Origin of the sequence: Streptomyces sp. NPDC005925 (assembly GCF_040638805.1) — a bacterium.
Taxonomy (GTDB): domain Bacteria; phylum Actinomycetota; class Actinomycetes; order Streptomycetales; family Streptomycetaceae; genus Streptomyces.
Genome location: NZ_JBEXVL010000033.1, coordinates 50024 through 61779, shown reverse-complemented (window position 1 = coordinate 61779; position 11756 = coordinate 50024). Strand labels below are relative to the sequence as shown.

The 11756-nt window shown below is 73.5% G+C and carries 10 protein-coding genes; 2 read left to right on the top strand and 8 right to left on the bottom strand.

Going from position 1 to position 11756, the window contains the following annotated elements; translation table 11 throughout:
* Positions 1 to 146 precede the first annotated feature (146 nt).
* Genes ABZ354_RS26005 through ABZ354_RS25985 form a run of 5 tightly spaced genes read right to left on the bottom strand, consistent with a single transcriptional unit; the run spans position 147 to position 4954 of the window.
* Complete coding sequence (locus ABZ354_RS26005; RefSeq protein WP_358660662.1) at positions 147 to 932, bottom strand: aldolase/citrate lyase family protein; 786 nt, start codon at positions 930 to 932, stop codon at positions 147 to 149.
* On the bottom strand, positions 929 to 1702 hold the full coding sequence (locus ABZ354_RS26000) for an SDR family oxidoreductase (RefSeq protein ID WP_358660660.1): 774 nt from the start codon (positions 1700 to 1702) through the stop codon (positions 929 to 931). Before ABZ354_RS26000 ends, ABZ354_RS26005 begins: the two co-directional genes overlap by 4 nt.
* A complete protein-coding gene (hisD, locus tag ABZ354_RS25995) occupies positions 1699 to 3009 on the bottom strand; it encodes a histidinol dehydrogenase (protein WP_358660658.1) in 1311 nt (436 codons plus the stop codon). Before hisD (ABZ354_RS25995) ends, ABZ354_RS26000 begins: the two co-directional genes overlap by 4 nt.
* A 53-nt stretch (positions 3010 to 3062) precedes the next feature.
* The gene (locus ABZ354_RS25990) at positions 3063 to 3809 is read right to left on the bottom strand and encodes an alpha/beta fold hydrolase (protein WP_358660656.1); all 747 of its coding nucleotides are present in this window, start codon (positions 3807 to 3809) and stop codon (positions 3063 to 3065) included.
* 5 nt (positions 3810 to 3814) lie between these two features.
* Positions 3815 to 4954 carry a cupin domain-containing protein gene (locus ABZ354_RS25985; RefSeq protein ID WP_358660654.1) on the bottom strand — a complete coding sequence of 380 codons (1140 nt, stop codon included), beginning with the start codon at positions 4952 to 4954 and terminating at the stop codon, positions 3815 to 3817.
* A gap of 211 nt (positions 4955 to 5165) precedes the next feature.
* Between ABZ354_RS25985 and ABZ354_RS25980 the strand changes: the two genes are divergently transcribed.
* Positions 5166 to 6164, top strand: a complete 999-nt coding sequence (locus ABZ354_RS25980) for a LacI family DNA-binding transcriptional regulator (protein WP_358660652.1) — start codon at positions 5166 to 5168, stop codon at positions 6162 to 6164.
* 248 nt (positions 6165 to 6412) lie between these two features.
* Here ABZ354_RS25980 and hisD (ABZ354_RS25975) read toward each other — a convergent pair whose 3' ends face one another.
* Both hisD (ABZ354_RS25975) and ABZ354_RS25970 read right to left on the bottom strand, forming a co-directional pair.
* Complete coding sequence (hisD, locus tag ABZ354_RS25975; RefSeq protein ID WP_358660651.1) at positions 6413 to 7774, bottom strand: histidinol dehydrogenase; 1362 nt, start codon at positions 7772 to 7774, stop codon at positions 6413 to 6415.
* A 163-nt stretch (positions 7775 to 7937) separates the two neighbouring features.
* On the bottom strand, positions 7938 to 8849 hold the full coding sequence (locus tag ABZ354_RS25970; RefSeq protein ID WP_358660649.1) for a LysR family transcriptional regulator: 912 nt from the start codon (positions 8847 to 8849) through the stop codon (positions 7938 to 7940).
* A gap of 218 nt (positions 8850 to 9067) precedes the next feature.
* Between ABZ354_RS25970 and ABZ354_RS25965 the strand changes: the two genes are divergently transcribed.
* Positions 9068 to 9943 carry a carbon-nitrogen hydrolase family protein gene (locus tag ABZ354_RS25965; protein WP_358660647.1) on the top strand — a complete coding sequence of 292 codons (876 nt, stop codon included), beginning with the start codon at positions 9068 to 9070 and terminating at the stop codon, positions 9941 to 9943.
* Positions 9944 to 10063: 120 nt separating this feature from the next.
* Here ABZ354_RS25965 and ABZ354_RS25960 read toward each other — a convergent pair whose 3' ends face one another.
* Entirely contained in the window at positions 10064 to 11755 is a 1692-nt protein-coding gene (locus ABZ354_RS25960; protein ID WP_358660645.1) for a glycoside hydrolase family 13 protein, read from the bottom strand.
* Between the last annotated feature and the right edge of the window lies 1 nt (position 11756).

Here is an 11756-nt window from a genome sequence, read left to right as displayed (position 1 = left end):
CATGGGGGCGTCAAGGGTTCGGCGCGGGAGGACGGAACAGCCTCGGAAGGCGGCGGCCGAGCGCTCGGCCGCCGCGTCGCGCGGGGGTGCCCGGCGCCCCGCGCCGGTGGGCGGGGCGCCGCGCAGGGCGGCCTTCCGGCGGCCGGTCAGGCGGGGTCTTCGGCCCCGTTCGCCCTCCCGGACGCGGCCAGGGAACGCAGGGTGTCCACGAGCACGTGGGCCATGTTGTAGACGATCAGCTGAGCCCCCTGGCGTTCGGCGGCCCTGGCGGCGTCGAGGCTCGGCACGATCGTCATGACCGCGCGTTCGTTGGCCCGCGCCGCGCGATGTGCCCGGGCCGTCAGCCCGTCGACGACGCCGGGCTCCGGGAAGCCGCAGTCCGCGGCCAGGTCGGCGGGCCCCACCAGGACCGCGTCCACGCCGTCGGTGCCCGCGATGGCGTCGGCGTCGTCGCAGGCGCGCCGCGTCTCGAGCATCGTCACGACCAGGGTTTCACGGGACGCGGCCACATGGTCGGCCGCCGTGACCGTGCCGAACCGGCCCGCTCTGCTGTAGGTGGCGAAGCCCCGCTCCCCCCACGGCGGGTAGTGGCTGGCGGCCACCGCCCGCCGGGCGTCCTCGCGGCTGTTCACGTGCGGGTGGATCAGCCCGGCGGCGCCCAGGTCGAGGCAGCGCAGCGCGAGCGCCGGCTCGGCGGAACCCACGCGCACCAGGACGTCGATCCCGTGCGCCGCCGCAGCCGTGAGGTGGTGCTGGAGCAGCGCCGTGTCGGCCGGCCCGTGCTCGCAGTCGATGACGACACAGTCCAGTCCCGCGACGCCCGCCATCTCCACCAGCGTCTCCGAGGGGAGCCGCAGCAGGGCACCCCGCAACTGCTCGCCGTCCACCAGACGCTGTTTGAGGCTGCGGTGCGGTGTGCTCCGCCCCGTCACCGTGCCACCATCCCCGCGGAGAGGTCGATGTCGGCCCCGCACAGTCCACGCATGCGCAGCATCGCGCTGACGGCCTCCCCCACCTCGTCCTCGGTGACCATCCGCCCCAGGGCGGAGCGTGCCACGAACGCCTGCTCGGCCTGTGCGTAGGTGCTGCCCGTGCGCTCCGCCTCCAGACGGAAGTTGCGCTCCATGCGCGGGCCCTCGACAGGTCCGGGGGAGAGGGAGTTGACCGTGACGCCCAGCGGTCCGACCTCGCCGGCCAGGGTGGCCGTGAGGCCGATGACCGCCATCTTCGACGCGCAGTACGGGGTGCGTCGCAGCAGCGGGCGCTTGCCCGACACCGAGGCGATGTTGACGATGTCGCCCGCACCGCGCCCCGTCATGGCGGGCAGGAAGGCCCGGCACATCAGGAACACCCCGCGCACGTTCACGTCGAAGACCTCGTCCCAGTCCTGCGGGGTGATCTCGGTCAGCGGGGCCACCGGTCCGGCGATCCCGGCATTGTTGACCAGGACCGATATCTCCTCACCGGCCAGACTCCGGGCGAGCTCGTCCACGTCTCCGGGGCGGGAGACGTCGCAGACGCGGTGCGAGACCCGCGGGCCGAGCCGTGAGGCGGTCTGTTCGAGCGTGGCCTCGTCGCGGCCCGTGATCACCACCCGGGCGCCGTCGGCGAGCAGGGAGCGTGTGATGGCCCGGCCGAGGCCACTGCCTCCCCCGGTGACGACCGCGGTGCGGCCGGCCAGCGGTGCGGTGCGGCCGCTCATACCGCTCCCTCCTCGTTCCACGGCAGGGTGCCCTTGCCGTACTTGGCGGCGCGGACGTCACCGGACCGGGCGTGGCCCTCGAAGAGCTCGACGCGCGCGGCCCGGCCGCACACCTCGCCGAGCAGCGCGGAGGACGCGGTGTCGGTGACCTCCTGGTACGTCACCGTCTTGAGGTACTTGCCGACCCACAGGCCACCGGTGTAGCGGGCGGCGCCACGGGTGGGCAGGACGTGATTGGTGCCGATGACCTTGTCGCCGTAGGAGACGCAGGTGCCCTCGCCGAGGAAGAGCGCGCCGTAGTCCCGCATCTTCGCGAGGGCCTGCCGCGGGTTCTCGGTCAGCACCTCCACGTGCTCGCTGGCGTAGGAGTCGGCGATCACGAAGGCCTCGTCGAGGGTGTCCGCCACCACGATCTCGCCGTGGTCGCGCCAGGCCGGTGCGGCGAAGTCCCGGGTGGGCATGCCGGGCAGCAGGCGCTCGATGTGCCGCTCCACCTCGCGGCCCAGCTCTTCGGAGGTGGTGACCAGCACGGCGGGGGAGTCCGGGCCGTGCTCCGCCTGGGACAGCAGGTCGACGGCCACCACGAACGGGTCGGCGTGCTCGTCGGCGACCACCAGGATCTCGGTCGGCCCGGCGAACAGGTCGATGCCGACCTCGCCGAACAACTGCCGCTTTGCCTCCGCCACGTACGCGTTGCCCGGGCCCGCGAGCATCGGGACGCGCCCGATGGTCTCGGTCCCCAGGGCCAGCGCCGCGACGGCCTGGACGCCGCCCAGCAGGTAGATCTCGTCGGCGCCCGCGAGGTGCATAGCCGCGACCGTCGCGGCGGGGACCTCGCCCCGGATGGGAGGGGTGCAGGCGGCGACGCGGGGGACGCCCGCCACCTTGGCGGTCACGATCGTCATGTGGGCCGACGCGGTCAGCGGGTAGCGGCCGCCGGGCACGTACGCGCCGGCGCCGGACACGGGAATGTGCCGGTGGCCGAGGCGGACGCCGGGCAGTGTCTCGATCTCGACGTCACCGAGGGCGTCACGCTGGGCCTGGGCGAAGGTGCGGACCTGCTGCTGCACGAAGCGGATGTCGTCCAGGACGGTCCCGGGCACCTGGGAAACGATCCGCTGGATCTCGTCGGGGGTCAGGCGGAACGACTCGGGGCTCCAGTTGTCGAACTTCTCGGAGTATTGGCGGACCGCCTCGTCGCCGCGTCGGCGGATGTCGTCGAGGATGACGTGGACGCGCTCGGCGACATCGGCCCGGGCCGCGGTCACGTGCGCGGCGGGCACGGGGGACTTGAGGTGTAGGGGCATGACGGCTCTCTTTCAGTGCGGGTGAGTGGGCAGGGGCTGTGTGCGGGAGACGTTCAGGGGGTGGTGTCCGCGGTGCTCGCGGGTGTCGTGCGGACGGCGGCCGCGACCAGTCCGCGCAGAGCGGCCGTCACCGCCTCGGGCCGTTGCCACGGCAGCAGGTGTCCCGCGTCGGGCAGCAGCGTCAGGACGGCTCCGGGGACCGCGTCCGCGATCGCCCGGTGGAAGGCGGGCGGGCACAGCGTGTCGCGCGCTCCGGCCAGGACGACGGTGGGGCAGCGGGCCGTCCGCAGCACGCCGACCGCGTCCGTGCGGGTCGCCTGCGCGGCGAGCTGGGCGCGGGCGGCGGTGGCGCCGACGGCGTGCGCCATGGCGCGGTAGCGCCGTGCGCCCCCGGGCGTCGGGCACCGGTCGGGGAACATGTCCGGCAGCGTCCGCTCGACGACGTCCGTGAACCGGCCGGCGGCGATCAGCTCGTCCATCTCCCGCCAGGCCGCGTACTGCTCGGGGCGCGGCGCGCCCGCGTTGGCCGCCATCACGCACAGGCCCGCGACGCGCCGGGGCGCGCGGCGCAGCACCTCGAAGCCGACGATGGCCCCCAGACTCAGCCCGACGAGCACGAACGGGCCCGCCACCGTGGCGAGCACATCGTCGGCGAGCGCGCCGAGGGCCGCTCGCCGCAGCGGGACGTGGTGGACGTCGTGGCCGTCGGGGAATTCGACGTCGCGCCACAGGCCGGCGTCGCAGAGCATTCCGGGCACGACGACGAGCGGCAGCGCACCGGCCGTGTCCTCGTTCGGCACGCCGGTCACCAGGAGCGTGCGGCGCGGGGCAGCAGCGCGTACGGGGCGACGTACCCGTTGGGGTCGATGCCCAGGCCCGCGTCCGCCGCGCTCTTGAGGACCTCGTCGTCCCACTCCAGACGGACCCGTCCGTCACCGGAGTTGACCACGAGGAGGTCGCCCCGCTCGTCGCCGACGTTGCGTACGGTGCGCCAGGCGTCCTGCGGGACGGACAGCATGTCCCGGGGACCGAGACGCACCGAGAGGGGGTCGGTGCGGTTGAGGGTGATCTCCCACAGGCCGTCCTTCACGATGAGGGTCTGGGTCTCGTGCTGACGGTGCGGTGAGATGCCCTGCCCGGGGTCGGCGCGGAGCCAGGCGACGTTGTGCCCGTGCGGATTGAAGACGCGGGGCTCCTGGTGCGGGTCCTCGGTCATGCCGTAGCCGATGACGCAGCTCAGACGGGCGCCGCCGCCGGGGAGGGTGCTGTCGAGGAAGGGGTGCTCGGAGAACACCAGTTCGTCGGCGGCGGCGATGCGGCGCCTCATCTCCTCGGGGGTGTAGCGGCGCAGTCGGTCGATGTGCTCCTGGGCGAGGGGGCTGACGAGCTCGGTCTCCGGCGGCAGGGTGTCGCCGGCGACGGTGTCGACGAGCTCGTTGCCGGCGGTGAGGTACAGGCCGTGCTTCCGCGCCTCCCGCAGGACCGACGGGCCCCAGATGATGCCGCCGGTGTCGTCCATGCCCAGCACGGTGAACAGCCAGCCGTCGTCCGGGCCCGTGTTGGTGAATCCGCGGAAGATCCAGGTCGGGACGGAGGCGATGTCACCGGCCCTGAGCGTGAGCTCGCCCTCGGTGCCGTCGACACCCCAGCGCAGCAGGTACTCGCCCTCGGTGCAGATGAACACCTCGGCCGTGTAGTGGAGGTGCAGGTTGTTGGTGATGCCGTGCGGCATGGCGGCGGCGCCGATGTTGTAGCCGTGCGGCAGCCGGAGATTGACGTGCTGGCCGGCGGCCTGCGAGACGCCCGGCCCGATCATCGCGTAGTTCTCCTTGCGGTCCGAACCGGGCGTACGGCAGTCGATGAAGGCCTGGTTGCAGGAGACGAAGTCGCTGCGCCGCACCGTACGGCGGGCCAGCTCGCTGGGGGTGACGACGGCATCGGACATGACAGCTCCTTGCTCATGAATACGTATGTATTCCATGACAGGCTCCGGACGGCGGGATGTCAAGGGGGGCGGCCAAGCTCGTTATGGGCGAATCGGCTGCCGCAGTGGTGGAGCGGGCAGTGTGCGCGCGGTCGACGGCCCGCAATTCGGCATACGTATACTGCTGTGGGGTGCACCATCGGGTGGCGCCGCGGGGACGAGGAGAGAGCCGATGGGGATCACCAGTCACGACGTGGCCAGACTGGCCGGTGTGTCGCAGCCCACCGTCTCCCGCGCGCTGCGCGACGACCCCCGCGTGTCCCAGGCCACCCGCGAGAAGGTCAGGCGCGCCGCCCAGGCGCTGGACTACGTGCCGAGCGAGGCCGGACGCACCCTCTCGACACGTGCCACACGGCGGGTCGGCGTCATCGTCACCGACCTGACGAACCCGTTCTACCCGCACGTCGTCGCCCCGCTCCACGACGAGCTGAGCAGCCTCGGCTACCGCATGATGCTGATCACGGAGCGGTCCGACGAGGCGGTCGCCGAGGAGAGGCTGCTCGATCAGTCGATGGACGGCGTCGTCCTCGCGACCGCCACCACCGACTCCCGGCTGCCCGCCCAGCTCGAGCACCGCGGCATGCCCTACGTCTTCCTCAACCGCGACACGGGCCGGGCCGGCGACTTCGCCTCCGTCGTCGACAACGAGGGCGGCGGACGGCTCGTCGCCCGGGAACTCGTGGCCCTCGGGCACCGACGCGTCGCCGGAGTCTTCGGCGCGGCCAACACCACCACGGGGCGCGAGCGCGAAATGGGCTTCCGGCTGGCTCTCGCCGAAGCGGGCGTGGGGCTGCCGGAGGACCGGGTGGTGCGCGGACCGTTCGAGTACGACACCGGCTACCGGGCGCTTCCCGCCCTGCTCCGGACGGGCGAGGCACCCACGGCGGTGTTCTGCGGCAACGACGTCGTCGCCATCGGTGTCCTGAACGCGGCCGTCGCGGCCGGTGTCAAGGTCCCCGACGACCTCACCGTCATCGGCTTCGACGACCTCCCGATGGCCGCCTGGGAGGTGTTCCGGCTCACCACCGTCCGGCACGACCTGCGGGAGCTGTCGCGACAGGCCGCGCGCCTGCTGGTCCGGCGGATCGCCAAGGACGTCGACCCGGCCGGAGAACGCCTGGTCCTGCCGACCGAGTTCGTCCCCCGTGCCACCCACGCCCACGCCCGCTGACCCGTCACGGCCCGGGCGCCGTCGGCTCCGGCGTCCGCCACGTGTCCCGGGGCGGGAGAGCCGGTGCGGCCCCGGCCCGCCGGCCGCCGCCGCACGACCGGGGCGGCCGACGGCCCGCGCCGACGGAGGCACGGGCGGGGCGGACCGCCGGCGGGCCGGGGTGCCCGGAACGAGCCGACCGGAGGAGCGGTGTGCCGGGCGACCGGCGAACACGCGCCGCCGCCCGCGGCACTGCGGCACGCGGGGGATCAGAGCCGGTCGCGCAGAGCGGGCGGGATGTCGTCGAACGCGCCGGACGTCCGTCCGATCCGGTCGATGCGGAGCGTCGCCGTGACGCCGTGGGCCGCCAGCCCCTCGAACGCCGAGACGCGCTCGACGGCGGGTGCCAGGAACGCGGTCCCCTCCTTCGCCGCGCGCTGGTACGTCAGCGGCTTCAGGAACCGGGAGACGGAGAGCCCCGCGTTGTAGCGGGCGGTCTTGCCCGTGGGCAGCACGTGGTTGGTGCCGGCGATGCCCTTGTCGGAGTAGGCGACCGTCGACCACGACCCGATGAACAGCGAGCCGTAGTTGGAGAGGTTCTCCAGGTAGTAGTCGTCGTCCCCGGTCTGGATCTCCAGGTGCTCGGGAGCCATCACATCGGCCACGGCGACCGCGCCGGCCCGGTCGTCCACCACGACGACGGAACCGAAGTCGCGCCACGCCGGGCCCGCGATGTCCCGGGTGGCCAGGGACTGCAGCCGGCGCTCGATCTCCGCGATCACCTCGCGCCCCTGCCTCTCGGACGTGGTGATCAGGGCGGCGGGGGAGTTGGGCCCGTGCTCGGCCTGGCCCAGCAGGTCCGCCGCGACCCACACCGGGTCGGCGCTGTCGTCGGCGATGACGGCGACCTCGGAAGGACCGGCCAGCAGGTCGATGCCGACCCGGCCGAACAGCTGCCGCTTCGCCTCGGTGACGAACGCGTTGCCCGCGCCGACCAGCATGTCGACCGGGGCCTCGTCGAGCAGACCGAAGGCCATCGCTCCGAGCGCCTGGACACCGCCGAGCGCGAACACCCGGTCGGCCCGCGACAGGTGGGCGCCGTACAGCACGGCCGGGTGCGCGCCGTGCTCGCCCGACGGGGGAGTGCACGCCAGCACGGTCGGGACCCCGGCCGTCTTCGCCACGTTCACCGTCATGAAGGCGCTGGCGAGGAGGGGAAACCGCCCGGCGGGCAGATACGCGCCGACGCGGGAGACGGGAACGTAACGCTGGCCGGCGACGACGCCGGGGGCGACCTCGGTCTCGAAGTCCGTGAGGTGCTCGCGCTGCGCGGCGGCGAACCGGTGGGTGCGCTCGTAGCCCATCTCCAGCGCGGTGCGGACGTCCGGGGGCAGGGCGTCCCCCGACTTCTTCAGTTCGGCGGCCTCGATCTCCAGGGCGCCGGACCAGCCGTCCAGCTCCTGGGCGTAGGCCCGCACTGCGTCCATGCCCCCGCGTTCGATGCCCCGCAGCATCTGCGAGACGCGCTCCACCACCGCGGGGTCGCGCTGGGCGGGGGGACCGTCCACGACCGGCTTCTTGAGCCACTGGAACGGGGGGAGGGCGTGTGCTTCGACGGGTGTGATCTGCATGGAGAGGACGCTAGACGGCCCGCTGCCACAGGACTAGGGGGGCGATTCCTGACCGAACCACAGGGTTTCCCTGTCGCTCGCTCGGCGGACCGGCCGCGCGCACGCGCCGCCGGTCCGCGCGACGACGCGGTGGCCGAGTCCGGCGAGCCGGCGCCGGGCCTCCTCAGAGGCCGAGGTCGGTACGGAGTTCGCGCAAGGTGTCCTCGGCGATCCGGGCGAGCTCCCGCGTGGCCCGCGACAGCGGATGCCCACGCCGTCTGACCAGGGCGATCGTGTCGTAGAGGGGATCGGCGAACGGGGCGGTGCGCAGCCCCGCGGGAAAGGCAGGGCCGGCGACCACCGCCCGGCTGGCGATCGTGTCGCCCACCCCGGCGGCCACGAGGCCCAGCGCGGCCTCGACGTGTTCCAGTTCGATCAGCGGATCGATGCCGACCCCGGCGAACTGGGCCCGCTCCGCAAGCTGCCGCCGGGTGGGGTCCTGCCACCCGTAATGGGCGTCGTAGAGGACCAGGGGCGCCCGGGCGAACTCCTCGATCGTCACCGGGGTGCGGGTCCGTTCCTCGCTCGCGCTGACGAAGAACACCTCGTCACGCAGCAGCGGGGACACCACCAGCCCTTCGTCGTCGATCGGCAGGACGACCAGGCCCGCCTCGATCCGTCCCGCCGCCACGGCCGCCGCCGTCTCGGCCGAGTTCTGCCCCACGAGCCGGACCCGGACGGAGGGGTACCGGGTGTGGAACATCTGCACGAGGTCGGACAGCAGGTAGTAGTCCGCGTTGCGGAGCACCCCGAACGTGGCGGTCCCCCCGCCCAGCGAGCCGAGGGAGCGCACCGCCCGGGTACCGCTCTCGGCGGCCTCCAGGGCCTGCCGGGCGTACGGCAACAACTCGTGGCCCGCCGAGGTCAGGGTCAGCGTGCGGCTGCCGCGCACGAACAGCTCGGCGTCCAGCTCCGCCTCGAGACGGCGCACCAGCTCGGAGGCCGACGCCTGGGCGATGTCCATGGCCCGCGCCGCCGCGGTGAACGACCCGAGCCGCTCCGCCTCGACGAAGGCCCTCAGCTGGTTGAGGGTCATACGTTGTCCGTGTCCCATCGAGTCGGAGCATCCGTCGCGGACGCGATGATTGTCGTTCTACCACGGTGTTCCGGAAGCCGGGACCGGACCGGGCACCGGTGCGGCCCCGGGTTTTCCTGTGGATGCCGCTGGAGAAAGGGATCTTGTCCCCGTGGACGGCACGATGATTGGCTCGGCCGCGTCCCCGGCACGCCACCGAGCGCGGAAGGCCACCAGCGATGACGACCCCCCTGTCGATCGGCCTCGTCCAGACGGCCGCACGGCACCACGCCGCCGACGATCCCGACGCGTTCGCCGCGGACGTACGCCGTGTCACCGCGGCGCACCCCGGTGTCCGGCTGCTCGCGTACCCCGAACTGCACCTGTGCGGCCACCGGCCCGGAGAGGACCCCGAGACGGTGATGACCGAGGCGGCGCAGCCGCTGGACGGACCGCGCGGCACCCGGCTGGCCGCCCTCGCACGCGAGCTGGACATCTGGCTCGTGCCCGGCAGCGTCTACGAGCGGGGCGCGGACGGCCGGATCTACAACACGGCGCCCGTCTACTCCCCGGCGGGCGAACGGGTCGCGGAATACCGCAAGATCTTCCCCTGGCGGCCCTACGAGACCACGGCCGCCGGCAGCAGCTTCGTGGTCTTCGACATGGGGGACCACGGACGCGTGGGCCTGACGATCTGCTACGACGCATGGTTCCCCGAAACCACCCGCCACCTGGCGTGGCAGGGCGCCGACCTCGTACTGAACCTGGTGCGCACGCCCACGGTCGACCGCGCACAGGAGGTCGTACTGGCCCGGGCCAACGCGATCGTGAACCAGGTGTTCATGGCCAGCCTCAACGCCGCGGCGCCGGACGGTGTCGGGCGCAGCGTCGTCGTGGACCCCGAGGGGCACATGCGCGCCGAGGCCGGACCCGGCCCGGAAGAGGTCCTCACGGACGTGCTCGACCTCGCCGGGGCCCGGCGGGTGCGCACGCGGGGAACCGCGGGTCTCACCCGGGTGTGGGACCCGTTCGCGGACGACCGGCCGCCGCTCGAACTTCCCCTGTACGAGGGCCGCATCGACCCCGGGCGCTGGCGCCGCGGGGCCCGCCCGTGAGCGGGCGGGCCCCGCGGTGACCGCTCGGTCGACAGTCGCCGTCCGGCCGTCCGGCCCGCGGCGTCCGGCCGAACGGCACCACCGGCCCACCTCACGGTACGAGGGGCCGGACACCGTGCCTCAGCGGTCGGACGCGGAGCCGGTCCGCAGCCAGACGGTGGTCCACGGCGGCAGTTCGTCGCCGGTCAGCGGGCCCGAGGAGAGAAGCACCTCACCCCCCGGCAGCGGTACGGGCCCGTCGGAGAGGTTGCCGGCAGTGTGCCAGCCGCCGGAGCGGGCGAAGTGCAGCAGCCCCTGACGCGTCCCCTCCCGCGGGCCGGCCCATTCCAGCTCCTCGTCCGCGACCAGCGTGCGGCGCAGCCGCAGGGCCTCGCGGTACAGCTCCAGGAAGGACTCCGGGTCACCGCTCTGCGCGTCCACCGCGTACCGGCCCCAGCCGGCGGGCTGCGGCAGCCACGAGCCACCGGGGCCGAACCCGAAGCTCGGCCCGGCGCCGGTCCACGGCAGCGGCACCCGGCAGCCGTCGCGGCCCTTGACACGTCCGCCGCTGCGGACCCACATGGGATCCCGCAGGTCCGCGCGGTCCAGGTCGGCGACCTCGGGCAGCCCCAGCTCCTCGCCCTGGTAGAGGTACGCGGACCCGGGCAGCGCCAGCATCAGCAGCGCCGCGGCGCGCGCCTTGCACCCGCCCGTCGGCAGGTCCGGGGCCGGTTCCCGGCCGTCGGTGAGCAGCCATGCCTCGATGTCGTGCTTGGTGAAGTCACCGGGCAGGGCGTAGCGCGCGACATGACGCACCACGTCGTGGTTGGAGAGCACCCAGGTGCTGGTCGCCCCCGCGCGGCGGGCGTCGGCGAGCGCGCTGTCGATGGTGGCGTGCATCTCGGCGGCGTCGAGCCGCGCGCCGAGGAAATCGAAGTTGAACGCCTGCCCCAGCCCGGCCGCGGAGGCGTAGGCCGTACGCCGTGAGGAACGCACCCACGCCTCGGCGACGGCGAAGCGCGGCGGGTCGTACGCGTCGAAGACCTGCCGCCAGCCGCGGTAGATCTCGTGCACCGCGTCGCGGTCCCACAGCGGATGGCTGCCGTCGGCCGGCAGGGCGTCGGGCTGGTAACTGCGCTGCTCGCCGAGGTCGCGCAGCGGCGCGCCCAGGTCCTTGGCGAGGCCGTGGGCGACGTCGACGCGGAAACCGGCGACGCCCCGGTCCGACCAGAACCGCAGGGTGTCGTGGAAGTCCTCGCGGACCTCGGGGTTGTCCCAGTTGAAGTCGGGCTGCTGCGGGGCGTAGAGGTGCAGGTACCACTGGCCGTCCGGCACCCGGGTCCACGCCGGGCCGCCGAAGCTGGACGGCCAGTCGGTGGGCGGCAGTTCACCGTCCTCGCCCCGCCCGTCGCGGAAGACGTAGCGCTCGCGGGCGGCCGAGCCGGGCCCGGCCGCGAGCGCCTCCTGGAACCAGACGTGCTGGTCGGAGGAGTGATTGGGGACGATGTCGACCACGATCTTCAGACCGAGCCGGCTCGCCGCGCGGACCATCGCGTCGAAGTCGTCGAGGGTGCCGAGACGGGGGTCGACGTCGCGGTGGTCGGCGACGTCGTAGCCGCCGTCGGCGAGCTGCGAGGGATAGAACGGGCTCAGCCAGACGGCGTCCACACCGAGATCGGCGAGGTAGGGCAGACGGGAGGTGACACCGGGGATGTCACCGATGCCGTCGCCGTCGGAGTCGGCGAAGCTGCGGGGGTAGACCTGGTAGACGACGGCCTGCCGCCACCAGTCCGCGTCGTGCGGGGAGGGGGCGGGGGAGTCGTGGTGGGGCATC

Coding starts and splice junctions, on each gene's coding strand:
- ABZ354_RS26000 (WP_358660660.1), bottom strand. CDS start 1,702: ATGAGCGGCCGCACCGCACCGCTGGCCGGCCGCACCGCGGTCGTCACC.
- hisD (WP_358660658.1), bottom strand. CDS start 3,009: ATGCCCCTACACCTCAAGTCCCCCGTGCCCGCCGCGCACGTGACCGCG.
- ABZ354_RS25985 (WP_358660654.1), bottom strand. CDS start 4,954: ATGTCCGATGCCGTCGTCACCCCCAGCGAGCTGGCCCGCCGTACGGTG.
- ABZ354_RS25980 (WP_358660652.1), top strand. CDS start 5,166: ATGGGGATCACCAGTCACGACGTGGCCAGACTGGCCGGTGTGTCGCAG.
- hisD (WP_358660651.1), bottom strand. CDS start 7,774: ATGCAGATCACACCCGTCGAAGCACACGCCCTCCCCCCGTTCCAGTGG.
- ABZ354_RS25970 (WP_358660649.1), bottom strand. CDS start 8,849: ATGACCCTCAACCAGCTGAGGGCCTTCGTCGAGGCGGAGCGGCTCGGG.
- ABZ354_RS25965 (WP_358660647.1), top strand. CDS start 9,068: ATGACGACCCCCCTGTCGATCGGCCTCGTCCAGACGGCCGCACGGCAC.
- ABZ354_RS25960 (WP_358660645.1), bottom strand. CDS start 11,755: ATGCCCCACCACGACTCCCCCGCCCCCTCCCCGCACGACGCGGACTGG.